General features: G+C 72.1%; 21 protein-coding genes and 1 other RNA gene. 17 read left to right on the top strand and 5 right to left on the bottom strand.

Annotated features, from left to right (window positions below; genetic code table 11):
• Positions 1 to 168 precede the first annotated feature (168 nt).
• Positions 169 to 4155: an FHA domain-containing protein gene (locus DEJ47_RS14740; RefSeq protein WP_150168522.1), complete on the bottom strand. Its 3987-nt coding sequence runs from the start codon at positions 4153 to 4155 to the stop codon at positions 169 to 171.
• A 475-nt stretch (positions 4156 to 4630) separates the two neighbouring features.
• Between DEJ47_RS14740 and DEJ47_RS14735 the strand changes: the two genes are divergently transcribed.
• From DEJ47_RS14735 to DEJ47_RS14720, 4 genes are all read left to right on the top strand, one after another.
• Complete coding sequence (locus tag DEJ47_RS14735; RefSeq protein WP_150168520.1) at positions 4631 to 6304, top strand: serine/threonine-protein kinase; 1674 nt, start codon at positions 4631 to 4633, stop codon at positions 6302 to 6304.
• Between the two features lie 121 nt (positions 6305 to 6425).
• Complete coding sequence (locus DEJ47_RS14730; RefSeq protein ID WP_150168518.1) at positions 6426 to 7664, top strand: serine/threonine-protein kinase; 1239 nt, start codon at positions 6426 to 6428, stop codon at positions 7662 to 7664.
• A 534-nt stretch (positions 7665 to 8198) separates the two neighbouring features.
• Positions 8199 to 9305: a peptide chain release factor 2 gene (prfB, locus tag DEJ47_RS14725; protein WP_150168516.1), complete on the top strand. Its 1107-nt coding sequence runs from the start codon at positions 8199 to 8201 to the stop codon at positions 9303 to 9305.
• Positions 9306 to 9612: 307 nt separating this feature from the next.
• Positions 9613 to 10308 (top strand): LPXTG cell wall anchor domain-containing protein, encoded by a 696-nt coding sequence (locus DEJ47_RS14720; RefSeq protein ID WP_150168514.1) that lies wholly within the window; start codon positions 9613 to 9615, stop codon positions 10306 to 10308.
• Between the two features lie 149 nt (positions 10309 to 10457).
• On the opposite strand, the gene DEJ47_RS14715 is transcribed toward DEJ47_RS14720, so the two are convergent.
• Positions 10458 to 10649, bottom strand: a complete 192-nt coding sequence (locus tag DEJ47_RS14715; protein ID WP_150168511.1) for a hypothetical protein — start codon at positions 10647 to 10649, stop codon at positions 10458 to 10460.
• A gap of 228 nt (positions 10650 to 10877) precedes the next feature.
• On the opposite strand from DEJ47_RS14715, the gene ftsE reads away from it, so the two are divergent.
• From ftsE to dacB, 8 genes are all read left to right on the top strand, one after another.
• Entirely contained in the window at positions 10878 to 11567 is a 690-nt protein-coding gene (ftsE, locus tag DEJ47_RS14710; protein ID WP_150168509.1) for a cell division ATP-binding protein FtsE, read from the top strand.
• Positions 11568 to 11652: 85 nt separating this feature from the next.
• Complete coding sequence (gene ftsX, locus DEJ47_RS14705; RefSeq protein ID WP_150168507.1) at positions 11653 to 12570, top strand: permease-like cell division protein FtsX; 918 nt, start codon at positions 11653 to 11655, stop codon at positions 12568 to 12570.
• Between the two features lie 78 nt (positions 12571 to 12648).
• The gene (locus DEJ47_RS14700; protein WP_150168505.1) at positions 12649 to 13845 is read left to right on the top strand and encodes a S41 family peptidase; all 1197 of its coding nucleotides are present in this window, start codon (positions 12649 to 12651) and stop codon (positions 13843 to 13845) included.
• An 18-nt stretch (positions 13846 to 13863) separates the two neighbouring features.
• Complete coding sequence (smpB, locus tag DEJ47_RS14695; protein WP_150168503.1) at positions 13864 to 14385, top strand: SsrA-binding protein SmpB; 522 nt, start codon at positions 13864 to 13866, stop codon at positions 14383 to 14385.
• Positions 14386 to 14501: 116 nt separating this feature from the next.
• Positions 14502 to 14890: a transfer-messenger RNA gene (ssrA, locus tag DEJ47_RS14690) on the top strand.
• Positions 14891 to 15059: 169 nt separating this feature from the next.
• Complete coding sequence (locus tag DEJ47_RS14685) at positions 15060 to 15332, top strand: hypothetical protein (RefSeq protein WP_150168501.1); 273 nt, start codon at positions 15060 to 15062, stop codon at positions 15330 to 15332.
• A complete protein-coding gene (locus DEJ47_RS14680) occupies positions 15329 to 16102 on the top strand; it encodes a collagen-like protein (protein ID WP_150168499.1) in 774 nt (257 codons plus the stop codon). Before DEJ47_RS14685 ends, DEJ47_RS14680 begins: the two co-directional genes overlap by 4 nt.
• Before the next feature lie 114 nt (positions 16103 to 16216).
• Positions 16217 to 17821: a D-alanyl-D-alanine carboxypeptidase/D-alanyl-D-alanine-endopeptidase gene (gene dacB, locus DEJ47_RS14675; RefSeq protein WP_165283590.1), complete on the top strand. Its 1605-nt coding sequence runs from the start codon at positions 16217 to 16219 to the stop codon at positions 17819 to 17821.
• On the opposite strand, the gene DEJ47_RS14670 is transcribed toward dacB, so the two are convergent.
• Positions 17733 to 19004, bottom strand: a complete 1272-nt coding sequence (locus DEJ47_RS14670; protein ID WP_150168497.1) for an MFS transporter — start codon at positions 19002 to 19004, stop codon at positions 17733 to 17735. The genes dacB and DEJ47_RS14670 overlap by 89 nt on opposite strands.
• Positions 19005 to 19107: 103 nt before the next feature.
• Between DEJ47_RS14670 and DEJ47_RS14665 the strand changes: the two genes are divergently transcribed.
• A complete protein-coding gene (locus DEJ47_RS14665; protein WP_272924285.1) occupies positions 19108 to 20172 on the top strand; it encodes a LysR family transcriptional regulator in 1065 nt (354 codons plus the stop codon).
• Between the two features lie 469 nt (positions 20173 to 20641).
• Positions 20642 to 21238: a hypothetical protein gene (locus tag DEJ47_RS14660; RefSeq protein ID WP_150168495.1), complete on the top strand. Its 597-nt coding sequence runs from the start codon at positions 20642 to 20644 to the stop codon at positions 21236 to 21238.
• A 299-nt stretch (positions 21239 to 21537) separates the two neighbouring features.
• On the opposite strand, the gene DEJ47_RS14655 is transcribed toward DEJ47_RS14660, so the two are convergent.
• Together DEJ47_RS14655 and DEJ47_RS14650 are read right to left on the bottom strand one after the other, a co-directional pair.
• The gene (locus DEJ47_RS14655; RefSeq protein WP_150168493.1) at positions 21538 to 21837 is read right to left on the bottom strand and encodes an NAD(P)H-binding protein; all 300 of its coding nucleotides are present in this window, start codon (positions 21835 to 21837) and stop codon (positions 21538 to 21540) included.
• A gap of 29 nt (positions 21838 to 21866) precedes the next feature.
• A complete protein-coding gene (locus DEJ47_RS14650; RefSeq protein ID WP_223828359.1) occupies positions 21867 to 22904 on the bottom strand; it encodes an EamA family transporter in 1038 nt (345 codons plus the stop codon).
• 185 nt (positions 22905 to 23089) lie between these two features.
• Here DEJ47_RS14650 and DEJ47_RS14645 point away from each other — a divergent pair, with 185 nt between their 5' ends.
• The 3 genes from DEJ47_RS14645 to DEJ47_RS14635 all read left to right on the top strand — a co-directional run bounded on the left by DEJ47_RS14645 (position 23090) and on the right by DEJ47_RS14635 (position 25587).
• Complete coding sequence (locus DEJ47_RS14645) at positions 23090 to 23611, top strand: MarR family winged helix-turn-helix transcriptional regulator (protein WP_150168489.1); 522 nt, start codon at positions 23090 to 23092, stop codon at positions 23609 to 23611.
• Positions 23612 to 23881: 270 nt separating this feature from the next.
• Complete coding sequence (locus tag DEJ47_RS14640) at positions 23882 to 24550, top strand: hypothetical protein (protein ID WP_223828358.1); 669 nt, start codon at positions 23882 to 23884, stop codon at positions 24548 to 24550.
• Positions 24541 to 25587 carry a hypothetical protein gene (locus tag DEJ47_RS14635; RefSeq protein ID WP_165283591.1) on the top strand — a complete coding sequence of 349 codons (1047 nt, stop codon included), beginning with the start codon at positions 24541 to 24543 and terminating at the stop codon, positions 25585 to 25587. The genes DEJ47_RS14640 and DEJ47_RS14635 overlap by 10 nt, the downstream gene beginning before the upstream one ends.
• Positions 25588 to 25678 lie beyond the last annotated feature (91 nt).

Genomic DNA, 25678 nt, shown 5'->3' with positions numbered 1-25678 from the left:
CTCTTCCTGGCGAGTCCCGTGCGGTCTGGTCTACGCCCGCGCGGGGAGGGGCGGCAAGATGGCCTGCGCTGTCAACTCGCTGATTGTGATGGCGTTGTGACGTGCAGTCATGAGTTTTGGCATGAGGTGCACGGACTGTCAGGTTCGGGCGGTCGGGGCGGGGTGGTGTCAGAGGAGTGACGGCACTTGGTCCGCGGAGACGGAACGTGCCGCCCGCTCCAGGGCGCTGGCCAGGAGGGCCAGGTCGGTCGGTCCGTTGCCGAGTTCGCGCACCGGCCGCCGGGCCGGCGGGTCGCCCATCCGCTCCCACTCCAGAGGCACCACCGTGGGCCGCAGCGTCGCCGTACGCGGAATGCGTCCCGTGACCCGGCCCGCCTGGAACGCGGTGGCCCGGCCGTCCGGCGAACGCAGCTCGCCCCGTCCGGGCGCGGGCTCCTCGGGACCGGACGCCACCGCGTCGAGCACCACGCGCAGCGACGCGCGCTGCCCGAGCTCGGTCTCCAGGACGCGCTCGCTGCGCCCGGTGGCCGCCACGAGATGCACGCCGAGACGCTCCCCGTCCCGCGCGACCGCCTCGAGAGCACGGACGACGGAACCGGCCGCGGGCCGCCCCGGGGAGCCGAGCGCGGGCGAGAGCAGCGCGTCGAAGTCGTCCACGACGACGACGAGGCGGGGCAGCGGCGGCCCGGGATCCACCCGCTGCCGCGCCGACGCGGGCCGCAGCCGCATCGTGGCACTGGGCGGCGCGTCGAGGTCCCCGTCGAGCCCCTGCGGGGGCGCGGACGGCGCGGGGGAGGTGGAGGCGGCGGAGGTGGGGTTCGTGGGGTGGGGGATTGCGGAGGGGCGTGCGGGGCGAGAGGCCGCGGGGTGGGTGGCCGAGGGGCCGGCTTCGGCGCGCGCGGGGGCCGCGGACGGGTGGTTCCCGGGGCGGGCGGTCGAGGGGCCGGCTCCGGAGCGTGCGGAAGGCAGGGAGGGGGAGTTCGCGGGGTGGGAGGTCGCGGAGGGAGAGTTCCCGATGCCGGTGGGCGAGGTCGTGTCTCCGGAGTGTGAGGAGGGGGAGGACGACGTGGCTTCGGCGTGTGCGGAGGCCGACGCCGTGGCTCCCGGGTGGGCGGAGGCCGCAGGTGGGGTTCCCGGGTGGGCGGAGGCCGTGGGGCCGCCTCCTGGGCGTGCGGAGGGCGAGGGCGTGACTTCGGCGTGTGCGGAGGCCGACGTCATGGCTCCCTGGTGGGCGGAGGCGGAGGGGCGGCCCGCTGGGTGGGTGGAGGCCGAGGGAGCGGTTCCCGGGCGGGCGGGTGCCGAGGGGGTGGTCTCGGAGCGTGGGGAGGCCGGCGCGGGGGCCGTGGACGCCGCGACCGCGCCCGGCGCGGACGACTGCGACCGCTGCGTCACCATCCGCCCCGACACCTCCCGCTGCGTGTGCCACTCCGCGAACCCGAGCCTGCCGAGCAGCTCCGCCCGCCGCTTCAGCTCCGCGGCCAGGGACTGCGCGAACGCCCGCATCCGCACGGGGTCGTTGGCGACGAGGTGCGTCGTGACGTGCGGCAGGTCCGTACAGACGGCGAGCCCCGTCCCCTGCCGCCCGGCGGCGCCCCCCGCACCGACACCGTCCCGCCCGTCGACGAGCACGATGCCCAGCCGGTCGGGGCGCTCGGCGGCCGCCAGGGACGCGGCGACGGAGCGCAGCAGCTCCGTACGGCCGCTGCCCGCCGGACCCTCCACGAGCAGGTGCGGGCCTTCCGCGCCGAGGTCCGCGACGACGGGGCCGCGCGGGCCCGCGCCGAGCACGGCCGTGGCCCGCCCGCCGAGTGCCTCGGGGTCGTCGGCGGCGGCCGCCCACCGCGCCATCAGCGAGGCGGGCGTGGCCCTGGCGAGCCCCAGTTCGTCGAGGAGCCGGGCCGACAGGGGCAGCGGCGCGGACACGCGCGCGTGTCCCTCACCCGCCGTGCCGTCCGTGCGCAGCGGCGCGAGGGCCCGCGCGAACCGCTCGGCCCAGGCCGCCGACACCGCGTCCACGGCGGCGACGGTGCCGTGGCCCGCGGGCCGCCCGCCCGCCGTCCGCATCAGCCGCAGCGCGGTCGCCACATCGCCGCTCAGCAGCGCGACCGCACCGCACGCGCGGAAGGCGGGCGCCACCGCGCAGGCCGCCTCGTACGTGTCCAGGACCGGCGACGCGGGCGACGCGGCGACCGTCTCGGCCAGGCACACCACGTGGATCCCGGCCTGCGCGCCCTCGGCGGCGAGCCGGACGGTGGACTCGCGCAGGGCCGCGGAGCCGGGGTCGCCGTCGACGACGACGACCGTCCGCGCGCCGGCCGGGGCCGTGCCCGCGTGACCCGTGCCGCTGTCGGCGACGTGGTCGTCGAGGCGGCGGATCAGTTCGTCCGTGCGGGCCGCCGCCTGGTCGCGGTCGTAGGCGAGGAGGAGACGGCAGTCCTGGCCGTGCGCGGGCCGCAGGTGGGGGAGCCAGCCGAGCCAGGCCCACTCGGCGGTCCGCTCGGCCGTCACGCGTGCCCGGTCCGTGCTGACCAGCACGATCTCCAGGGTGTCGGGGGAGTGCAGCGCGGCGAGCTGGGCGACGACCGCCCTGGCCAGGCCGGTGAGCCGGTCCCGGGGCCCGGCGAGGCCCAGCGAGCCGGCCTCGCGCAGCCCGACCGTGACGGGGACGGCGGGCAGCAGCCCCTCGCGTCCGTCGGCCGCGGGCAGGGCGCGGTCGACCGTGCCGAGCCGCACCGCGAGTGCCTCGGGATGACCGGGGCCGCGCTCCCAGAGGCGCGGGCCGGGGCCGAGGGCGGTGAGCAGCAGGGCGGCGGGATCGGGCCACGCCTCGGGGGTGCGGGCGGCCGCGGTTATGGCGAGGTCCTCGGGGGAGGGGCCGAGCGGTCGCGGGCCGTGGCCGTCGGCGTGCCCGCCGTCCGCGTACGTCTCGTAGGACCCGTCGTGTCCGTCGCGCCCTCCGTGCTCCCCGTATCCCCCGTACTCCCCGTGCCCCCCGTACTCCTCGAACTCGTCGGGACCGTCCGGGCCGTCGTACGGATCGTGGCCCCGGCCGTCGTCCCGGCCGCCCTTCAGTCGCCGGGCCCAGGCCGAGAGACCGCCGCGCTTGCGCAGGTTGCGGGGGACGGTCGTCCCGCGCGCGGGAGTGCCGGTGCGGGTCCGCTCGGTGTCGGGGGCGGTGCCCTGGTGCGGCACGACGGGCGTCTCGGCGCCGGTGCGGTCGATGCCGCCGGGCATGCCGTGCTCGACCGGCGCGGGCTGCGTTCCGTACGCCCCGTACGGGCTCTGCGCGCCGTGGGCATTCGCCGGCCCGTACGCCCCCTGCGGGGTCTGGGCGCCGGTGTCGTACGTGCCCGCGCCGCCGGTGGCGCCCGCTGCGCCCCAGCCCGCCGGGCCGTACGCGTGATGGGCTCCGGAGCCGTCCGGTGCCGCCTCCACGAGGGTGGGCGGGGCCGTCCCGACGGGCCGCACGCGCACGTGGCCCTCGCCGTCGGGCGCCGTCGCGAGCGCCGTGCCCGCGCCGGACACGGGGCCGCCCGCGCCGTCCGTCAGACGGAGCGCGGACTCGCCGATGCGCAGCAGGGAGCCGGGGGAGAGGCGCACCGGACGGTCGGTGACCTCCTTGCCGTCCACCGCCGTGCCGTTCGTCGAGCCCAGGTCCGTGACCGTGACCCGGCCGTCCGCGGTGAGCGTGACCGAGCAGTGCATGCGCGAGACGTCCGGGTCGTCCAGCGGGACGTCCGCGTCCGCCGAGCGGCCGACCTGGATCCGGCCGCCGTGCAGGAGATGGACACCACCGGCGTCCGGCCCGGCCACCACGTGCAACTGGGCGGCGGCGCCCGCGAGTTCGGGGCCCGGCTCGGCGGGCGTGCCGAGGGAGAGCACCGCTCCGTCGATCAAGGGAGGCTCGCCGAGGGTGCAGCGCTGGGCGTCGAGGCGGTCCGGGCCCGCGTACAGCACGAGGGGCGCGTCACTGCCCGCCACAGTCGTGGCCAGACCGGAGGCGACCGCGGCCAGCGCGGTCCCGGCGGGCGCGGTGACCAGGACGTCACAGGCACCCTGCGGCCCGGTCGACTGGGCATCGCTCGCCGCCGTGGGGCGGCCTTGCTGCTCGGTCCGGCCGCTGCGCGGCCCGAGGACGGTCAGCCGGATCTGCATCGCCGTCAGCGGTCCCTTCTGCGCTGGGCGCCCGGCACGGGGACACGCGCTGTGATTCCCCCCACCGCACACGGGCACGTCGGCCAGTACTGGAGGCATCCTCGCACCTGCCACTGACAACACGCCCGGCGGCCACCTGTAAGTGATCTTGATTGGTCGGCTCTGCTCGGAAAAGTGCCTGCTCGGACCGTTGTGGATATCTCCGGGCGTTCTCGAGCGAAGACCGGATCCCGGTCGATGCGGAAGGCGGTCCGGAGACCCGTTCGGAACCACTCGGCAACCAATGGCCACGGGCGAGCGTCTTTCCACCGAACAACGATCCGGAATGCCCCGGAAAGAAAAAGGCCGGGCGGAATCGGACCGGCCGGTGCCATGTTCGACGGCATTACAGTGGGTCGGAACACCATCGGACAGCCCCCCCGGACATGACCAGCGTCCGGGTCGGGACCAGCCAGACCAGCAGGGAGCGCATGACGTGCGGCCGGTAGGCAGCAAGTACCTGCTCGAGGAGCCGCTCGGGCGCGGCGCCACGGGCACCGTCTGGCGAGCCCGCCAGCGGGAGACCGCGGGCGCCGAGGCGGCCGTCCCGGGCCAGCCCGGCGAGACCGTCGCGATCAAGGTCCTGAAGGAAGAGCTCGCCAACGACGCGGACGTCGTGATGCGCTTCCTCAGAGAGCGGTCCGTCCTGCTCAGGCTGACGCACGAGAACATCGTCCGCACGCGCGACCTGGTCGTCGAGGGCGACCTGCTCGCCCTGGTCATGGACCTCGTCGACGGCCCCGACCTGCACCGCTACCTGCGCGAGAACGGCCCGTTCACGCCCGTCGCGGCGGCCCTGCTCACCGCCCAGATCGCCGACGCGCTCGCCGCCAGCCACGCCGACGGCGTCGTGCACCGCGACCTGAAGCCCGCCAACGTCCTCCTCAAGCAGGACAGCCAGGGCATGCACCCGATGCTCACCGACTTCGGCATCGCGCGCCTCGCGGACTCCCCGGGGCTGACCCGTACGCACGAATTCGTCGGCACGCCCGCGTACGTCGCGCCGGAGTCCGCCGAGGGCCGCCCCCAGACCAGCGCCGTCGACATCTACGGCGCGGGCATCCTCCTGTACGAGCTCGTCACCGGGCGCCCGCCGTTCTCCGGCGGCTCCGCCCTCGAAGTCCTCCACCAGCACCTCAGCGCCGAGCCGCGCCGCCCCTCGACCGTCCCCGACCCGCTGTGGACGGTCATCGAGCGCTGCCTCGACAAGGACCCGGACCGCCGTCCCAGCGCCGAGAACCTCGCCCGCGGCCTGCGCGCCGTCGCCGAGGGCGTCGGCGTGCACTCCACCCCGGCGCAGATCGCCGCCGCGGAGGGCGTGGGCGCGCTGCTCATGCCGGACCCGTCGCCGGCCCACGTCCCGGAGACCCCGGGCGCGGCCGACCCGACGCAGGTGCTGCCGAACAACGCGGGCTCGTACGACCCGAACGCCGCGACCAGCGTCATGCAGAGCACCGGCGGCCACGGTTCCGGGTCCGGCGACGCCGACCCGACCTCCGTCCTGCCCAACAACCGCGGCGCCGCCGACCCGACCGCCGTCATGCCCCCGGTCCCGCCGGGCGGCCCCGGCGCGGACCCCAACGACCCGCACCCCTGGCAGAGCCAGATGGCCGCGGCCCGCGACCGCAACGAGCAGACGCAGTACCAGGCGCACCTGGACCCCGAGCAGGACCCGCTGCGCCGCCGCCCCCAGCGTCAGGTCGCCCGCCCCCAGCAGCAGCCGCACCCGCAGCAGTACGCGCCGCAGCAGCCGCGCGGCCAGCGGCAGCAGCGGCAGCAGTACGCGCCGGCGCCGCAGCCGCAGTACCAGCCCCAGCACCAGCCGCAGCAGTACGCCGCGCCGCCGCAGCAGCCCGCACCACGCCCCACGCGGGAGCCCCGCGAGCCGCGTCAGCCGAGGCAGCGCAGCGCCAACCCGATGAAGATCCCGGGGCTCGGCTGTCTCAAGGGCTGCCTCTTCACGATCGTCATCCTGTTCGTGGCGAGCTGGCTGGTCTGGGAGTTCAGCCCGCTCCAGGACTGGATCGGCACGACGAAGGGGTACTGGGAGCAGCTGAAGGACTGGTACGACACGGTCAGCGGCTGGATGGGGAAGATCGGCGGCAACTAGCCGGTTCGCCTGCCGATGTTGGGGATTTGTCGACATCTGCAGGGTGATTTCCGCTCCCGGAGTGAAGGTTGGCGGCAAGGCCGCGTAGTTTTGTCGCCAACACGCATCCGTAGGAGCAGTCTTGACGCGCAAGATCGGCAGCCGGTACACCGCCCACCAGATCCTGGGCCGTGGCAGCGCCGGCACGGTGTGGCTCGGCGAGGGGCCGGAAGGCCCCGTCGCCATCAAGCTGCTGCGCGAGGACCTGGCCTCCGACCAGGAACTCGTCGGCCGCTTCGTCCAGGAGCGCACGGCGCTGCTCAGCCTTGACCACCCGCGCGTGGTGGGCGTCCACGACCTGGTGGTCGACGGCAACGACCTCGCCCTCGTCATGGACCTCGTCCGCGGCACGGACCTGCGCACCCGGCTCGACCGCGAGCGGCGCATGGCGCCCGAGGCCGCCGTCGCCATCGTCGCGGACGTCGCCGACGGGCTCGCCGCCGCGCATGCCGCGGGCATCGTGCACCGCGACGTCAAGCCCGAGAACGTCCTCCTCGACATGCAGGGCCCCCTCGGCCCCGGCGGCTCCCACCCCGCCCTCCTCACCGACTTCGGCGTCGCCAAGCTGATCGACTCCCCGCGCCGCACCCGCGCGACGAAGATCATCGGTACGCCCGACTACCTCGCCCCCGAGATCATCGAGGGCCTCCCGCCGCGCGCCGCCGTCGACATCTACGCGCTCGCCACGGTCCTGTACGAACTCCTCGCGGGGTTCACCCCCTTCGGCGGCGGCCACCCGGGAGCGGTCCTGCGCCGCCACGTCACGGAAACCGTCGTCCCCCTCCCCGGCATCCCCGAAGAGCTCTGGCAGCTCCTCGTCCAGTGCCTGGCCAAGGCCCCCGCGTCCCGGCTGCGCGCCTCCGAGCTGGCCTCGCGGCTGCGGGAGCTGCTGCCGCTCGTCGCGGGGATGCCGCCGCTCGACGTCGACGAACCCGACACGGAGCCTTCGCCGGCCGAGGAGGCGTACGAGGACTCGGCGCCGCCCGAGCCCCGCGCGACCGCGCCCCGGCGGGGCGCCGTCCCCCTCGTCCCCGGCTCCGCCTCCGCCGACTCCAACCGCGACACGCACACGTCCATGCGCGTCCCCGGGCCCGACGAACTGGCCGGCGGAGCCCGCGGCACGGCCCGCGCGCCCCGTGCCTCGGGCACGGCCCGTCCCGGCTCCGCCAAGCACCGCACGTCGGCGCGGCGCCGCAGGATCACGCTCGGCGTGGCGGGCGTCGTCCTCGTGGCCGCGGCGGGCGTGGGCACGTGGGTCGCCACGAGCGACGACGACGCACCCCCGTCGCAGCCGGGCACCTCAGCCCCCGAAACCCCCTGACCCCACCCGCGGCGTCCCCCCCCCGGGTGGGTCGCGCGTGCGGGCGGAAGGTGGCTGCTCGCGCAGTTCCCCGCGCCCCTGGGCGATCCTCGGCACCCGGCGCCGCCCTGTCCCGCTCGCCCGGAGGCGGCCCCAGGGCGTGGGTCTCGCGTGCGGGCGGACGGTGGCTGCTCGCGCAGTTCCCTGCGCCCCTGGGCGATCCTCGGCACCCGGCGCCGCCCTGTCCCGCTCGCCCGGAGGCGGCCCCAGGGCGCGGGTCTCGCGTGCGGGCGGACGGTGGCTGCTCGCGCAGTTCCCCGCGCCCCTAGGTGGTCCCCAGCACCCGGCGCCGCTCCGCCCCGCCCTCCCGGAGGCGGCCCCAGAGGCACGGGAGCGGCCCTCGGTGTTCCGCGCCGATTCGCCTCCGGGCGCCCGCAGGCTGCCTCAGGGGCGCGGGGGACTGCGCGAGTGACGCGCGGCGGTCCGCGGGGGCGGGGAGGGTCGGCCCCGGAGGGGGCGCCGAGCCACCCTTGCCGGAACCGTTAGGCTGGAGTCGTGGCAGTCGTCGATGTATCCGAAGAGCTCAAGTCCCTCTCCTCGACCATGGAGTCGATCGAGGCCGTCCTGGACCTCGACAAGATGAGGGCCGATATCGCCGTGCTCGAGGAGCAGGCGGCCGCACCGTCCCTCTGGGACGACCCCGACGCGGCGCAGAAGATCACCAGCAAGCTGAGCCACCTCCAGGCGGAGGTCAGGAAGGCCGAAGCGCTCCGTGGGCGCATCGACGACCTCAGCGTGCTCTTCGAGATGGCCGAGGAGGAGGACGACCCGGACACCCGCGCCGAGGCGGAGTCCGAGCTCGAGTCCGTCAAGAAGGCGCTGGACGAGATGGAGGTCAGGACCCTCCTCTCCGGGGAGTACGACGCGCGTGAGGCCGTCGTCACCATCCGCGCCGAGGCCGGAGGCGTCGACGCCTCCGACTTCGCGGAGAAGCTGCAGCGCATGTACCTGCGCTGGGCCGAGCGCCACGGCTACAAGACGGAGCTCTACGAGACGTCGTACGCGGAAGAGGCCGGCATCAAGTCGACCACCTTCGCCGTGAACGTCCCGTACGCCTACGGAACGCTCTCCGTCGAGCAGGGCACCCACCGCCTCGTGCGCATCTCGCCCTTCGACAACCAGGGCCGCCGCCAGACCTCCTTCGCCGGCGTCGAGATCCTCCCCGTGGTGGAGCAGACCGACCACATCGAGATCGACGAGAGCGAGCTGCGCATCGACGTGTACCGCTCGTCGGGCCCCGGCGGCCAGGGCGTCAACACGACGGACTCCGCGGTCCGCCTGACCCACCTGCCGACCGGCATCGTCGTCTCCTGTCAGAACGAGCGCTCGCAGATCCAGAACAAGGCGACCGCGATGAACGTCCTCCAGGCGAAGCTCCTCGAGCGTCGCCGCCAGGAGGAGCAGGCCAAGATGAACGCCCTCAAGGGTGACGGCGGCAACTCCTGGGGCAACCAGATGCGTTCGTACGTCCTGCACCCCTACCAGATGGTGAAGGACCTGCGGACGGAGTTCGAGGTCGGCAACCCCGAGTCCGTCTTCAACGGCGAGATCGACGGTTTCCTGGAAGCCGGAATTCGCTGGCGCAAGCAGCAGGAGAAGTAAAAACCCCGCCGAGTGACGGCGGGGAATGGAACAGCTTTATCGACAAGGCAACTGCCGCCCTTCAGGCGGCAGTTGCCTTTTGCGTCACAGTCGCATCTCCGTAGTACGGTCAACTCCCCTAATTTCGGACATCGCAGGCGCAACGACCTTGACGCTGCTGTGAAAAGTGGAAAGGCTAGCGCGCGGCATGCGTATTCCTGGGGCGCGTGGGATCTGCGGGGGCCGGTCGAATCGACCGGGTCGCCCCGGCGAACGCAGCCCCGGACGCTGCCTCACTGACGATTCAGCTACTGGGGGTGGCAGCCAGATGACAAAGAAGACGCGGATCCGTGTCGCGCGGATAGCCGCGGGCGCCGTGATCGCCGCGGGCGCCTCGCTGACCGCCGCGGGTGCCGCATCGGCCCTCGACGTGGGCGTCGACCTCGGCGGTGTGAGCGCGGACGCTCACGCGGACGAGACCGGCGTCGGCGTGGACGTGGACGTTCCGGGTCCGGGCGACGAGACCCCTCCGGGCGACCCGGAGATCCCCGGCCCCGAGGACCCCGAGAACCCGGGCGACCCGGACCCGGGTGAGCCCACCGAGGAGCCCACCGAGCCCACCGAGGAGCCCACGGAGCCCACCGAGGACCCGGAGCCCACAGAGGACCCGACCGACCCCTCCGACCCGCCCACCTCGGACCCGACCGACCCGACCGACCCGGACGACGGGAACGGCAACGGCGGCGGCAGCAACGGCGGCGGGGGCGGCAACGACAACAACCCCGACGGCGGCTCCAGCCCCGTCGAGCAGGGCAAGGGCAAGGACAGCCTGACCGACACCGGCTCCAAGCCGGTCGAGCAGGGCGGCAACAACGCCCAGCCGACGGCCGACAAGGGCGAGCTCGCCGAGACCGGCGCCACCGAGACGACGTTCCTGCTGATCGGCGCCGCGACGATGATCGCCGGCGGCATCGGCTTCCGCATCCTGCCGCGCCTCGTCGGCAACCGCGGCGCCGCTGCCTGACCCACGCGGCCGGTGCGACGGTGACGTACGCCACGTACGAATGAAGAAGGGCCCGGAGCTTCACGAAGCTCCGGGCCCTTCCGTGTGGCGTCGGTCGCGACACCGTGACTCTCTGTGTGCCGGTGCCGGGTCCTACGGGTTCCGCCGTCCTACGCGGACTGGTGCGCCAGCAGCGCGACCGCCGCGATCAGCACCACGAGCAGCGCTATCAGAGCCGCGGGGTTGAGCCCCGCGAAGGGGCCCTCCTGCTGCATGCGCTCGCGATTGGCCCGGCACACGGGGCAGCGGCCTTCACTCACGGGCGCCGCGCAGTTCGCGCATACCAACCGATCCAGGGTCATGCGCTTCTCCTCCCGCACAGTCTCAGCCTGCCCAACGCCAGGGGGAACCCAATCGTTCCCCCTACCACTGTGCCAGCTTCCGCGGATTTCGGCGCGGCCCGCCCCCTCATGACGGTTTCCGACACCGCCAGGCGTGACAATTCGCGCAACTCAGGACGCCGACTGCGCACGCGTACCGGGTTCGCGTATGGTCACGCTCACCTACCCCCGGCAACCCGTGGTGCATCCGTGATCCGATTCGACAACGTCTCCAAGGCCTACCCGAAGCAGTCCCGCCCCGCGCTCAGGGATGTCTCCCTCGAGATCGAGAAGGGCGAGTTCGTCTTCCTGGTGGGATCCTCCGGCTCCGGAAAGTCCACTTTCCTGCGTCTCGTCCTGCGTGAGGAGCGCACCAGCCACGGCCAGGTGCACGTCCTGGGCAAGGACCTCGCGCGCCTGTCCAACTGGAAGGTGCCGCACATGCGCCGCCAGCTGGGCACCGTCTTCCAGGACTTCCGGCTCCTGCCCAACAAGACCGTCGGCGAGAACGTCGCCTTCGCGCAGGAGGTCATCGGCAAGTCCCGCGGCGAGATCCGCAAGTCCGTGCCCCAGGTCCTCGATCTCGTGGGACTCGGCGGCAAGGAGGACCGGATGCCGGGCGAGCTCTCCGGCGGTGAGCAGCAACGCGTCGCCATCGCGCGCGCGTTCGTCAACCGCCCCAAGCTCCTCATCGCCGACGAGCCGACCGGCAACCTCGACCCCCAGACGTCCGTCGGCATCATGAAGCTGCTCGACCGGATCAACCGGACCGGCACCACCGTCGTGATGGCCACCCACGACCAGCAGATCGTGGACCAGATGCGCAAGCGGGTCATCGAGCTGGAGAAGGGCCGCCTCGTCCGCGACCAGTCGCGCGGCGTGTACGGCTACCAGCACTGACGGCTCCGCTCGCCCGAGCCGGCAGCGATCGGCCCGCCCGTTCCGTCTGATCCACCTGAGCAACCTGATCCACTGAAAGGCCGCCATGCGCGCCCAGTTCGTCCTGTCGGAGATCGGCGTCGGTCTCCGCCGAAATCTCACGATGACCTTCGCGGTCATCGTCTCCGTAGCGCTCTCGCTCGCCCTGTTCGGCGGCTCGCTGCTCATGCGTGACCAGGTGAGCACGATGAAGGGCTACTGGTACGACAAGGTCAACGTCTCGATCTTCCTGTGCAACAAGGCCGACGCCGAGCAGGACCCCAAGTGCGCCAAGGGCGCCGTCACGAACGAGCAGAAGGACCAGATCCTCGGCGATCTGAAGAAGATGCCCGTCGTGGACAAGGTCGTCCACGAGTCGGCGGACGAGGCGTACAAGCACTACAAGGAGCAGTTCGGCGACTCCCCGCTGTCCAGCTCGCTGACGCCGGACCAGATGCAGGAGTCGTTCCGCATCAAGCTGAAGGACCCGGAGAAGTACCAGGTCGTCGCGACCGCCTTCTCGGGGCGGGACGGCGTGCAGGCCGTGCAGGACCAGAAGGGCTATCTGGACAACCTCTTCGGGCTCCTGAACGGCATGAACTGGGCGGCCGTGGCGGTGATGGCGCTGATGCTCGTCGTCGCGCTGATGCTGATCGTCAACACCGTGCGCGTCTCGGCGTTCAGCCGCAGACGGGAGACCGGCATCATGCGGCTCGTCGGCGCGTCGAGCTTCTACATCCAGATGCCGTTCATCATGGAGGCCGCGGTCGCCGGTCTCATCGGCGGCGGGCTCGCCTGCGGCATGCTGCTCGTCGGCAGGTACTTCATGATCGACCACGGTCTCGAACTCTCCGAGAAGATCAACCTGATCAACTTCCTCGGCTGGGACGCGGTCCTCGCCAAGCTGCCGCTGGTGCTCGCGATCGGCCTTCTGATGCCCGCGCTTGCCGCGTTCTTCGCGTTGCGCAAGTACCTGAAGGTGTGACAAGAGCCCTCAGCGTGGCAGGGCGTCGTGCGGTTCAACCCACCGTGCGGCGCCCTTCGTTGTCCTAGACTCACCGTCATGTCAGGCCTCGACCGGTTCGCCGAGCGGTTCCCCGGGCCCCGCCGCATTCGCCGCGGGGCGACCCTGACATTGGTCTTCGCGAGCGTCCTCGTCACCGGAGCGGCCACCGGCTCCTGGAGCGACGCGGCGGACGACGGCCGGAATGAGCCGCCTCCCGCGGTACGTTCCGGCGCCCTCGCGGCGCCGCAGGGCGACGCCGACACCGCGGACAAGGCCGCCGACGCCGCCGCGGAGGCGATGGCCGACGGCAAGTCCGGCGAGGACGCCGCCGAGGAGGCCGTCAGCCGCAGCGGGGACCGCTGGGGGTCGGTGTATTCGCCGGGGGAGTTCCATGAGTTCGAGAAGGCGCTCGACGGCGCGTACACCGGCGTGGGTCTCTGGGCGCGGCGCACGGCCGACGGGGACATCGAGATCTCCAAGGTCCAGAAGGACGGCCCCGCGCGGCGGGCGGGCGTCCGCGAGGGCGACCGGCTGCGCTCCGTCGACGGCGAGCGCGTCAAGGGCCGCCCCGTGACGGAGGTCCTCTCCCTGCTGCGCGGCGGGCGCGCGGGCACACCGGTGGTCCTCGGCCTGGAGCGCGGCACGCGCGCGTGGAGCGAGACGGTGCGCCGGGCGCGGCTCAGCACGGACTCGGTCACGGTCACCGAGGCGTCCGACCACGCCGTCACGATCAAGGTCGACGCGTTCACGAAGGGCTCCGGGGAGGCGGTGCGGACCGCGGTGCGCGACGCCCCCGAGGGCGCCGGGATCCTGCTGGACCTGCGCGGGAACTCCGGCGGCCTGGTCTCGGAGGCGGTCACGGCCACGTCCGCCCTCGTCGACGGCGGCCTCGTCGCGACGTACGACGTGCGCGGGGAGGAGAAGGCCCTGCACGCCGAGCGCGGCGGTGACACGGACCGGCCCGTGGTCGCCCTCGTGGACGGCGGCACGATGAGCGCGGCCGAGCTCCTCGCCGGTGCTCTCCAGGACCGCGGCCGTGCCGTCGTGGTGGGCACGAGGACCTTCGGCAAGGGGTCGGTCCAGATGCCGAGTCGGCTGCCCGACGGTTCCGTCGCCGAGCTGACCGTCGGCCACTACCGCACTCCTTCGGGGAGGGCCGTCGACGGGCGGGGCATCACCCCGGACCTGGAGGCCGAGGACGGGGCCGAGAAGCGGGCCGAGACAGTATTGACTGGCCTCGGACCCCCCTCGTAGTGCGAAAATGGCCGCACTATGGCGAAGGAAAAGGTAAAGCGCAAGGCCGCGAAGGCCGCTGAGAAGGCACCCGCCCGGAAGATGGTCGCGCAGAACAAGAAGGCGCGGCACGACTACCACATCCTGGACACGTACGAGTGCGGCCTCGTCCTCATGGGCACCGAGGTCAAGTCGCTGCGTCTGGGCCGTGCCTCCCTGGTGGACGGGTTCGTGCACATCGACCGCGGCGAGGCGTGGCTGCACAACATCCACGTCCCGGAGTACGTGCAGGGCACCTGGACCAACCACTCCGCCACGCGGAAGCGCAAGCTCCTGCTGCACCGCGCGGAGATCGACAAGCTGGAGTCGAAGTCCCAGGAGACGGGTCACACGATCGTGCCCCTGGCCCTGTACTTCAAGGACAGCCGGGTCAAGGTCGAGATCGCGCTGGCCAAGGGCAAGAAGGAGTACGACAAGCGGCAGGCGCTCAAGGAGAAGCAGGACCTGCGCGAGACGAACCGCGCGATCGAGGCGGCCAAGCGGCGCCAGCGCGGCGCCTAGCCCCGGGCCCCGCGGACCTCGGGGACCCCGCGGGAATTGGCTGGCATCGTCGGGCGTTGGTCACGTACGATGGGTACCGCACCTCACCGCAGGTGCACGCATTGAAAAATCAACATGGGGATGATCGGTTTCGACAGCGGATGTCGAAGCAGGGGAAGCGAGCCGAGGAAGCGGCAATGATCTCGTAAACCATATGTCGCAACCAATAATCGCCAATTCTAAGCGCGATTCCCAGTCCTTCGCCCTCGCTGCCTAATAAGCAGTGACTGAAGGACCCTAAATGGGTGTCAGCCCGGGAGTGTTCCCGGCCCGGATCCTGGCATAATCTAGGGAACTAAACCATCGAGCCCGGTCACGGGGTTCGATGGGAAATCAAACAGTGACTGGGCCCGTCGGAGACTTGTTCGCGAGATCTCCGGGGCCGAGAAAAGCGAAGCGAACTGCGCTCGGAGAAGCCCTCCTTTTGCACCGTTGGACGCGGGTTCGATTCCCGCCATCTCCACAATTCCCATGTGCGGCGAAAGCCCCCCGGCCCCAGGCCAGGGGGCTTTTTCCATGCCCGCACGCCGCGAGCACATCCTCCGGTCATGTGACTCGTTAAGGGAAGGAGTCCAGGTTCGCAGCGGCCGGGCGGCATGCGCCCGGCCGAACAGGCAGGAGCAGGAGGCAGGCGCTTGGATGCCACCGTCACTCTCTTCGGCTCCGTTCTCGCCACCCTGGGGGTTCTCGGCGCGGCCGTGGTGGCGTACCTCGGCAAACGCGGTGAGAACGCGCTCATGGGGTTCTCGAATCTGACGGAGAAACTGCAGATCGAGCGCGACCGGCTGGAACGCCAGGTCGCGGAGCGCGACGCGAAGTTAGCCGAGTTGAACGCACTGCACGCGCACGACCAGAGCGAGATCGCACGGCTGCTCATGGACAACCAACGGCTCGGAGGCACGCCGTGACCCAGCTCGAGCGACTCCTGGCCCACCGCTGGCGCACCGTCTTCCTCGTCTGTGTGCTGCTCGCCCTCTCCGGCGTCGCGGCCATTCTCTGGGCGCGGATCGACGCGGGGGACCGCCGCGCCGACCGGTTCGCGACGGAGGCGGACCGGCGCGGGGAGGCCGTCTCCACCCTCGCCCGCGACGTACGCACGCTGCGCGCCCAGATCCGCGCGCACGGCGACACCCCCGCGGCGCCCGACCCCTCCGACGCCATCGACGACCTGCTGGGCCGGGTCAAGGCCCCCGCGGGCGCCCCGGGCGAGGACGGGAAGCCCGGCGAGAAGGGCGCGCGAGGCAACGGCGGACAGCGGGGCGAGCCGGGGGAACAGGGCGAGGCCGGGGAGCGGGGCGACCGCGGAGCCCAGGGGGAACCGGGCGAAGCGGGTGCCCCCGGAGAGCCGGGAAGACCCGGTGAGCCCGGCGCGGCGGGGCAGGACGGCCGCAGCGGCGACCAGGGACAGACGGGACCGATGGGGCCGGCCGGTCCTCCCGGCACGGACGGCGCCGCCGGGCCCGCGGGACCCCGCGGCGAGAGGGGTGAGAAGGGCGAGCGGGGCGAGAAGGGGGAACCTGGGTCTGTCTGCCCGGAGGGGTACAGCCTCCAGGCGCCCGCCGACGACCCCGACGCCCTGGTCTGCCGCCGCCCCAACAACGGCCCGACAGGACCGGCCCCCGCGCTGACCCTCCTGGCCGCGCTGCCGCCCCAGCGACGCCGCCTGCAGGACCACTGAGGGGCGGCGGGGCATGCTCGTCGCCCTTCCGGTGGCCGGACATCTCTCACGTCCCCGTACGCGACCGGAGTGGGGTCTGTTGCGGGGCGGCCGAGTCCGGGATGCTCCAGGGTCATGAGTAGACCCGTGAGACGCGTCAACACCCGCATGCGCCACTGGATCTGGCCCGCCGTGCTCGCCGTCGCGGCGGCCGGGCTCTCCGCCGGAACCCCGGCCGGCGCGGACTCCGACCGGTCAGGGCTGCCCGAAGCCATCGACACCATCCTGGGCGACCCGCGCATGGAAGGCGGTGTGGCCAGTGTCGTGGTCGCCGACTCCGCGTCCGGCGACGTCCTGTACCAGCACCGCTCCAGCGGCCGCCTGATGCCCGCCTCCAACACCAAACTGCTCACCTCGGCCGCCGCCATGGAACTCCTCGGCCCCGGCCACCGGTTCACCACGGACGTCCGCACCACCGCGCAGCGCCGCGGCTCCGAACTGCGCGGCGACCTCTACCTGCGGGGCACCGGCGACCCCACCACCCTCGCCAAGGACTACGACCGACTCGCCGCGAAGATCGCCGACTCGGGGATCAGACGGGTCTCCGGGCGGCTCGTCGCCGACGACACCCGCTTCGACGACCGGCGCGTCGGCGACACCTGGGGCGCCGACGACGAGTCCTCGTACTACGCCGCGCAGATCAGCGCGCTGAGCGTCGCACCCGACACCGACTACGACACCGGGACCGTCATCGTCGAGGTCTCGCCCGGCGCGCGGGCCGGGGCCAAGCCACGCGTGCGCGTGACACCGAAGACCGACTACGTGGACATCGATCTGCGGGCGACCACCGTCGCCCGGGGCGGCGCCGACACCGTCGCCGTGGAACGGCAGCACGGCAAGAACGTCATCACCGTCAGCGGCACCGTCCCCGTCGGCGGGGACACCACCAAGGAATGGGTCACCGTCTGGGAGCCCACCAAGTACGCCGCCGCCGTCTTCCGCGACGCTCTCGCCGCGCACGGCGTGAAGGTGAACGGCCCGACTCGCGCCGGGATCGCCACCCCGGGGAACGCCCGCAGGCTCGCCACGCACGACTCGATGCCGCTCAAGGACCTCATGATCCCGTTCATGAAGCTGTCCAACAACATGCACGCCGAGAGCCTCACCAAGGCCATGGGCCACAAGGCGACCGGCAGGGCGGGTAGTTGGAGCGACGGCATCACGGCCATCGGCGGCTACCTGAAGACCGCGGGCGTCGACCCGGGGAAGATCCGCCAGGTCGACGGCTCCGGACTCTCGCGCAAGAACAACGTCGCGGCCGAGCAGTACATCAAGCTGCTGCGTTCGGCGAAGAGCGAGCCGTGGTTCGCCGACTGGTACAAGTCCCTGCCGGTGGCCTGCGACCCGGACAAGTTCGACGGCGGCACACTGCGCACCCGGATGTGCGGGACCCCCGCCGCCCTCAACGTCCGCGCGAAGACCGGGTCGTTGACGGGTGCGTCCGCGCTGTCCGGCTACGTGAAGGACAAGGACGGGCGCGAGCTGGTCTTCAGCATCGTCCTGAACAACTACCTGGCCTCCTCCGTGAAGGCGCTGGAGGACGCCATCGTGGTGACGCTCGCCTCCTCGACCGCGGACCGGGCCGTCCCGGTCACACCGCGTCCGACACGCGCGGTGGAGCGGGACGGCGGCGACGCAGCCGAGGTCGAGTGCTCGTGGCGCAAGCCTGCGAGCTGCTGAGCAGCAGGGCGCAGCAGGCGGCGGCGACCGGCACGCCGTAACCGGCGGCGGCGCCCAGGTGCTCCACCGCCCAGCCGCCGCCCGCCGCGCCGCAGGCGATGCCCCCGAGGAGGCCGGTCACGGCGAGGGTCATGCCCTCGTTCAACCGCCCCTCGGGGGTACGCCGTTGCACCAGCGTCATGGCGGTGACCATCGTGGGCGCCGTCGCCATCCCCGCGCACAGCAGCGCCATGGAGAGGACGGTCAGCGACCCGGCCGACACGACCGCGAGCAGGGGCAAGGTCATCGCAGCCGTCATGGCGGCTGCGCACAGGACGTGGCGGCGGCCGAGGGACCCGCGTGGTCTCACGGCTCCGTGGACGAGCCCCGCCGCGCAGGAACCCGCGGCCTGGAGGGCGAGGACCGCGCCCGCGGCCCCCTTGTGGCCCCGCTCGTCGGCGTAGGCGATCGTGACGACTTCGAGCGATCCGAAGACGGCACCCGTGGCGAGGAAGCCGATCAGCAGAGCGGGCATCCCGCGCGCGCGGAGCAGCGATGTCGTCGCGGCGGACGTGTCCGTGTGGTCCCGAGGATGGCGACGACCCTGTGGCGGGGGTTCGGTCGCCCGCTGCGCGGCGAAGACGAGAACGCCGGTCACCAGCAGAAACACCCCGATCAGGGTGCCGGCCTGGGGGAAGAGCGTGCCGCACAGGAACGCGGCGAGGACGGGTCCGAGCATGAAGCAGAGCTCGTCGACGGCCTGCTCGAAGGAGTTCGCGGTGTGCACGGCCTGCGCGTCCCCCTTGAGGAGGTGCGCCCAGCGGGCCCGTGACATGCCGCCGGTGTTGGGCGTCGTGGCCGTGGCCGCGTACGACGCGAAGAGCGTCCAGTCGGGCGCTCCGTAGCGCACGCACAGCACCAGGGAGACCGAGCCGAGCGCGGCGACGAGGGTGGCGGGGACCGCGACGCGTGCCTGGCCGTGGCGGTCGACGAGCCGCGCCGTCCACGGCGCCACGACGGCGGTCGCGGCGAGACCGGTCGCGGTGACGGCGCCGGCCAGGGCGTACGAGCCGCGGGCGCCGGAGATCATGATGACGGCGCTCACGCTGAACATGCCCATGGGGAGCCGTGCGACGAGGTTGCCGAGGGTGAAGGCGGTGGTGCCGGGTATCGCGAAGAGGCGGGAGTAGGGGTTGTGGGGCATGCGCACACCCTCGCCGGGGGCGCCGGACGGGGTCCAACACCTCCTGAACCCCTATTCACGCATTCCCGTTGTAAGTCCTTGTGAGGGCTTGTAGTTTCCTGCGATGACGATGCCCCCGGAAGCGCCAGCCGTCGCCGTACACCGCCGTGACGTGGACCCCAGGCTGCTGCGCGCCTTCGTCGCCGTGGCGGAGGAGCTGCACTTCACGCGGGCGGCCGCCAGGCTCTACGTCGCGCAACAGGCGCTGAGCCGCGATGTGCGGCGCCTGGAGCGGGAGTTGGGCGCCGAGCTCTTCTCCCGCACCACGCGGCAGGTCACGCTGACCGCCGACGGCGAACGGCTGCTGCCGTACGCGCGACGCGTCCTGGAGGCCCAGGACGACCTGGTCGCCGCCGCCGCGGGCGCGGCGCGTCCGCTCCTCGTCGACCTGAACAGCCCCGGCCTGGCCTTCGGCCGCATCCTGGAGCGGGCCCGCGCGCTGGCCCCGGAGTGCGAGCTGATGGCCCGCTTCGAGAGTGGCCTCACGGGTTCCGCCGCCGAGATCGTCGCCGGACGGCTCGACGTGTCCTTCGGGCGGTACGCGGGGCTCGACCCGGCGCTGCGGGCGGGCCTCGACCACCAGCCCGTGCGGTACGAGCCGATGGCGGTGCTGCTGCCCGCCGGCCACCCGCTCGCGGAGCTCGACGAGGTGCCGCTCGACGCGCTCGCGGGGGAGACCGTGTACGCGGGGGCGGGCAACCCGAGGACGACGGAGTGGACGGGACTCGCGCGGCTGCTCTTCGCGGGGCGGGGCGCCGGTGGGCGCGGCATCGACGTCGCGCCGCCCGCGCCGCTCGCCGTCGGACCCGAGGAATTCGAACGGGTCATGGCGAAGAACCGGAACCCGGTCCTGGCGGTGGTGGACTTCCCGGCCATGCCGGGAGCCGAGCTGCGACCGCTCGTCGATCCCGTTCCGCTGTCGCCCGTGTCGATGGTGTGGCGCAAAGGGCTGATCCACCCGGGTGTCACCGCCTTGCGGGAGGCGGCGGCGTCCCTCGCCGCCGAGGAGGGATGGCTGGAGAGACCGCCGGATGGATGGCTGCCCGCGACGGACGCGCTCATCATGATGAGGGGCGGCGGCAGCGGCAGGGGCAGGGGCAGGTGTGGGGGTACGGGTGGGGAGGGTTAAGCCAGCCGGACGCCGGACGCCGGACGCCGGAGGGTGGGGCGGCGCCGGTCTTCACAGTGACCACGCAATGACGTTGTGCGAACGTTACGTGTGACGCTGCGCCCGCAATGATTCGAAATGCCGCGGTAAAAGAGGGCGTTCGGCGCGGGAGAGATGCGGTTTGCGCACTCCTCGCAGGGTGGCCGAATTCGCTGGGGCGAACGAATGTGGACGTGGCGGATCGCTGCGGCCGACAGGAGCCGGACGTACAGCTTCCGTTCCTACCGATGCCCTGCCGACGCACCCGCATCCGCTCTTTCCCATGCCCCGCCGACGCGCCAGCATCGCATTAGCGAACCATTCTCCCCTCATGGGTCGTAATGATCTCGACGCTGCGCGTAGCCGACTCCTAAGCTGGCGGCTCTTCCCCGCCGTACGCGCCGGACGACCGCATGCCGCGCGGCGGGCCCACCCTCTGCCAGGAGTTCCTTTGCTGTACAGGAAGACCGCGCTGCGCATCGCCGCGCCCGTCGCCGTGCTCGCCCTCGCCCTCACCGCCTGCGGCGGCGGTGACGACAAGAAGTCGGACGACAAGAAGGCGGACGCCCCCAAGTCGCAGAACAAGCCCGCGGAGCCGACCGCGCTGAAGGCCGGCGAGACCACCACGGGCCAGGTCAAGGAGGACAAGGCCACCGTCACGTACGACGTCGCCGCGGAGAAGATCGACGTCGGTACGGCGGCCGAGACCAAGAAGCTGGTCTCCGACCCGAAGCAGGCGAAGGGCCTGGTCGTGGCGACCGCCCACATGAAGATCACGCACAAGGCCGGCGCCCCGCTCACGGACACGCCGGACGTGGCCGAGACGACGGAGATCTACGCGGACGGCACCCGCGGCGGCCTCCTCATCGGCGCCCCCGAGGACGCGCCTGGCTGCGAGGACGAGCTGGACCTGGAGGGCTGGAAGAAGGGCGAGACGCACGTCCTGTGCGAGACGTACCTGATCCCCGAGGGCTCGAAGAACCTCGAGGTCCGCTGGTCGGCCAAGGAGGACGGCAAGCAGGTGACGTGGAAGGTCCCGGGGAAGTAGCGGCCGCGCGGGCGTAACTGCCGTGTGGGGCGGGTGCGTCGGCGTGTGTGTCGGCGGGTCGTTGTCGTCCTTGCCGAGGCGGTACTTGCCCGTGCGCGTGCCCGGGGCGCAGCGGGCGGCGGGGCTGATGTACGTCCAGGACACTCGCGTGTCCGCCGTGCGCAGTGCCTCGTACTGGGCGTTGGGCGCCTCGGCGATGTGACGCCAGGCCGTGGGGGACGTACCGCGGGTCGTCGATGGCGAGGCGGCCTCCGTGCCGGGGACCATCAGGCCGCCCGCGCCGCCGATGACGATGAGGCTCAGGGCGTCGGGGGCGCGGGCGAGGCCGGACAGGAGTGGTCTGGTGATCGCCGCGCGTTCGGCCTCGCGACCTGAGCGGGTCTTGTCGCGGCGACGATGACGTGCTGGCCGGTGGGCAAGGCGGCTACGTGGTCCGGGTTCTGCGCGTCGCCGGTGCGGTGGATGGCGTCCGGGTTCAGGTCGGGGCAGCGGGACGGGGCGCGGACGACCGCGGTGACCTCGTGGCCGCGGGCGAGGGCTTCGGTGACGACGCGGCTTTTGGCGTTTCCGGCGGCTCCGAAGACTGCGATGCGCAACATGGGGGCTCCTCGGGGCAGGAAGGGGGTGGCTATGCGCGGGGTGCCTTGCTGCGGCTCTGGCCCAGCACGACGCTGCCCAGGACGAGGACCAGTCCGGCCACCTGCCACACGGTGAGCGTCTGGCCGAGGACCACCAGGCCGGCGAGTGTCGCGACGACCGGGTTGGCCAGGCCGAGGAAGGACACGGACGACGCGGGGAGTCGTTCGATGCCGCGGAACCAGAGGGCGTACGCGAGGGCCGTGCCGATGATGCCGAGGTACGTGTAGCCGGCGATGTTGGCCCCGGTGAAGTGGTCCGGAAGGCCCTCGGCGGTGAGGGCGATGGGCGCCAGGACCAGCCCGCCCACGGTCAGCTGCCACCCGGTGAGGGCGAGCAGTGAGACGCCCTCGGGGCGGCCCCATCGCTTGCTGAGCACCACGGCGAGGGCCATCAAGGTGGTCGCCGTCAGCATCGCCACGATGCCGGCGAGGTCGACGGTGGCGCTGCCGCGCAGGACGAGGAGCGCGACGCCCGCGACGCCGACCAGGCCCGCGAGCAGCGTGCGGCGGGTGGGGCGCACCTTCAGTACGCCGATGCCGAAGCCCGCGACGAGCAGCGGCATGACCGCGCTGATCGTCGAGGCGACGCCACCGGGCAGGTGGTAGGCGCCGAAGAAGAGGAGCGGGAAGAAGGCGCCGAAGTTGAGGATGCCGAGGACGGCCGCCTTCCACCACCAGTCACCGCTCGGGAGCCGCCGGGTGAGGGCGAGCAGGATGAGCCCGGCGGGCAGTGCGCGGAGCGCGGCGGCGAGCAACGGGCGGTCCGGGGGGAGGAGTTCGGTGGTGGTGACGTAGGTCGTGCCCCAGGTGGCGGGGCCGATGGCGGCGAGCGCGGCGAAGCCGGCGGCGGCTTTGGCGGAGGTTCTGGCGGAGGGTCGGGCCGTGGGGTGGGCCGTGGGGTGGGCCGCAGGACGTGCCTGGGGCCGGGTGGTCGGGGCGGATGCGTTCTTTTCCGCGCCCCGTTCCACGCTCTGCCCCACTCCCGGTCCCGCGCCCGGTTCCCACCTCGGTTCCGTGCTCTGTTCCACGGTAGAAGTCTGCGGTCGGCGCGGTGTGTTGATGCTGGTGCTCTTGATCCTGGTATCGGACATGACGGTCCCTGGCCCCCTCGTCGTTCCCTGAACGCTGTTATTCTCAACGTTGAGATAAATATGGACCCGAGTCCTGTGAACGTCAAGTATCTGAACGTTGAGAGAAGCTGTGGAGGGGAGACATGATGACCGACGCCGACGACGCCATCGATGAACTGCGGAGTCAGTGGCGCCGTGAACGTCCCGACCTGGACCTCGCGCAGCTGGACGCGATGGCCCTGGTCGGCCGCATCAAGCGGGCGGACCACCTGCTGAGCAAGGGCATGAAACGGGTCTTCGTCGAGTACGGCCTGGAGTTCGCGGAGTTCGACGTCCTCGCCACGCTGCGCCGCGTCGGCGCCCCGCACGAACTCACCGCGGGTGGGCTCCTCAAGACCGCGATGGTGACGTCCGGTGCCATTACGAACCGCCTCGACAAACTCGAACGCAAGGGCCTGATCGAACGCCACCCGGACCCGAACGACCGCCGCGCCATCCGCGTCCGCCTCACGGACGCCGGCCGCGACCTCGTGGACCGCGCGGTCGTGGACCACATCGCGAACGAGGAGCGGATGCTCGCCGCCCTCTCCCCCGAGGAACGTGCCTCCCTCGACGGGGCGTTGCGGCGGCTTCTCGTGTCGCTGGGGGATACGCACTTGGGGTGACGGCGCTCCAGGCCGGTTGCTGCGCCGGTTGCTGCGCCGGTTGCTGGGCCAGTTGCTGTTACGGGCTGCGAACAGGTGCCCCGGTCCCGCGCCGGAGCGGTCGGTGACCAACTGGGCGTAGCCGGTGATTGTTTTGCGGCAATGGCGCGAGTGTGCGGATGGTATGTCCGCGTATGCCGGGTGCGGGGTGCGGGCTCGACGTGACCCGGCCTTTCCTCCCTGGATAGCTTGGTTCACTGCAGAGAATCCTCCCCTCACCAGGAGCTCGTAGTGAACCGTCGTCCTGCCCTGCTCTCAGCGGCCGCCATGGCTGCTGTGGCCGCCCTTTCGCTCTCCGCCTGCGGAGGCGGTGGCGACGACTCCAAGGACAGCGACAAGATCGCGGGCGCCGACAATGGCGCGTCCACGTCCGCTTCGCCGTCGCCGAAGGCGTCGGACGACGGGGTCGACCGGCCGGAGATCAGACTTCCGAAGGACGTGAAGAACATCTTCGAGGGCCGCAAGACCGGCGACGCGAAGAAGGACGCGGTACTGGCCGACAACGAGCGGCGGATCGAGTCGGTCGACGAGGCCATCACAGGGGAGGCGAAGGGGTACCCCGCGCTCAAGTTCTACTCGGCGGGGGACGCGCTTCTTTCGGCGGCCAAGTACGTGGAGGGTTACCGCAAGGACGGCAAGAGCTTCGTGGGGACCACCCGGTACTTCAATCGTCAGGTCACGTTCCTCAAGGGGGGCGCCGCTGCGGTGACGTACTGCATGGATGACACCCAGACCTATCCCAAGGATCGCAAGACGGGCAAGGTCGACAGGTCGTCCGGGGACGCGCCGGCCACTGCGAAGGACTACATCTTCTACAACACCCGCCTGGAGAAGAACGACTCCGGGGTGTGGCAGACGACGCGCGTGTTCAGCGAGAAGGCGGCGAAGGAATGCGCGTAGCGAACAAGCACACGGCAGGCCGCTGGACGGTCCCTGTCCTGGTGCTGGCCCTGACCGCACTTCCCGGTTCCGCCGCATACGCCCGCGGCGGGCACGAGGCGACGGGCACGACGGAGAACTCGGAGGCGATGGGGGGACGCCAGGACCGCAACCTCACCGTCCAGACCAAGATCCAGACGACCGTCAACGGCGCCCGCGAAACCGCCAAGACCGGCACGCTCACCCCCGCCGACAGCAACTGGAACCCACCGGCCTGCTGGTACGAGCCCGCGTACTCCCCGAAGCAGATCCAGGCCATCGTCAAGGCGATCCGGCAGGTGGGGATGCTCGGCGTCGGCGAGCTCGTGGGCGGGGTGTTCGACTCGTACTTCAAGGAAGGTCACCCCTACAAGAACTACAACCTCGACAAGCAGGGCAAGGGACAGTTCTGGGCGGCGACCATCAACGAGAAGCGCAAGAACGACCCCGAGGCCAACTCCTGCAACAAGCTCCCCTTCTGGGTGGAGGAGGGCGAGACGCCCAAGGAGCCCCTCGCGGTCTCCCCGAAGATCCTCGCCGAGTACGCCTACGACGAACTGCCCGTGCCCAGCACCGAGATCGAGCTTGCGCCCGAAGGCACGACGAAGGTGAACCTGCCGACCTGGGCCTGGCTGGACAAGGCGAAGTTCAAGAAGGTCTCCGTCACCGCGAGCATCCCCGGGTCCGGGCTCTCCGCGACCACGACGGCCGAACCCGTGTCCCTGTCGATCGACCCCGGCACGGAGGACGCCGAGACCTATCCCGCCTCCGGGGAGTGCCCCATCGAGGGCGGCAAGATCGGCGTGCCGCGCGCCAAGGGCACCCCCGCCGACACGGATCCGCCGTGCGGCGTGAAGTACCTGCGCTCGTCGGACGGCGACGCGTACAACCTCCGCGCCACCGTCACCTGGAAGATCAGCTGGACCAGCACCACCGGCGAGGGCGGCGACCTTCCCGAGGGGCAGTTCGGCGCCGACCAGCGGGTCGAGGTCGAGGAAGTGCAGTCCATCAACCGCTGAGCTGCAGTCCACCAACCGCTGAGTCGCCCGGGAACCCGCCTCCGCACCATCTCCTCACCACCCCCCGCCCCACCCCCGTGAGCCCAACGTT

Source organism: Streptomyces venezuelae, assembly GCF_008642355.1.
GTDB lineage: Bacteria > Actinomycetota > Actinomycetes > Streptomycetales > Streptomycetaceae > Streptomyces > Streptomyces venezuelae_B.
Note: the sequence above shows the minus strand (reverse complement) of the source record. Positions and strands in the feature narration are given on the sequence as shown.

What these genes read in the sequence shown, in the direction of transcription:
- DEJ47_RS14715 (WP_150168511.1), bottom strand. Translation starts at nt 10,649, where the DNA reads ATGACCCTGGATCGGTTGGTATGCGCGAACTGCGCGGCGCCCGTGAGT.
- DEJ47_RS14635 (WP_165283591.1), top strand. Translation starts at nt 24,541, where the DNA reads ATGCGCGTAGCGAACAAGCACACGGCAGGCCGCTGGACGGTCCCTGTC.
- DEJ47_RS14700 (WP_150168505.1), top strand. Translation starts at nt 12,649, where the DNA reads ATGTCAGGCCTCGACCGGTTCGCCGAGCGGTTCCCCGGGCCCCGCCGC.
- DEJ47_RS14665 (WP_272924285.1), top strand. Translation starts at nt 19,108, where the DNA reads ATGACGATGCCCCCGGAAGCGCCAGCCGTCGCCGTACACCGCCGTGAC.
- dacB (WP_165283590.1), top strand. Translation starts at nt 16,217, where the DNA reads ATGAGTAGACCCGTGAGACGCGTCAACACCCGCATGCGCCACTGGATC.
- smpB (WP_150168503.1), top strand. Translation starts at nt 13,864, where the DNA reads ATGGCGAAGGAAAAGGTAAAGCGCAAGGCCGCGAAGGCCGCTGAGAAG.
- ftsX (WP_150168507.1), top strand. Translation starts at nt 11,653, where the DNA reads ATGCGCGCCCAGTTCGTCCTGTCGGAGATCGGCGTCGGTCTCCGCCGA.
- DEJ47_RS14645 (WP_150168489.1), top strand. Translation starts at nt 23,090, where the DNA reads ATGATGACCGACGCCGACGACGCCATCGATGAACTGCGGAGTCAGTGG.
- DEJ47_RS14670 (WP_150168497.1), bottom strand. Translation starts at nt 19,004, where the DNA reads ATGCCCCACAACCCCTACTCCCGCCTCTTCGCGATACCCGGCACCACC.
- DEJ47_RS14720 (WP_150168514.1), top strand. Translation starts at nt 9,613, where the DNA reads ATGACAAAGAAGACGCGGATCCGTGTCGCGCGGATAGCCGCGGGCGCC.
- DEJ47_RS14740 (WP_150168522.1), bottom strand. Translation starts at nt 4,155, where the DNA reads ATGCAGATCCGGCTGACCGTCCTCGGGCCGCGCAGCGGCCGGACCGAG.
- DEJ47_RS14655 (WP_150168493.1), bottom strand. Translation starts at nt 21,837, where the DNA reads ATGTTGCGCATCGCAGTCTTCGGAGCCGCCGGAAACGCCAAAAGCCGC.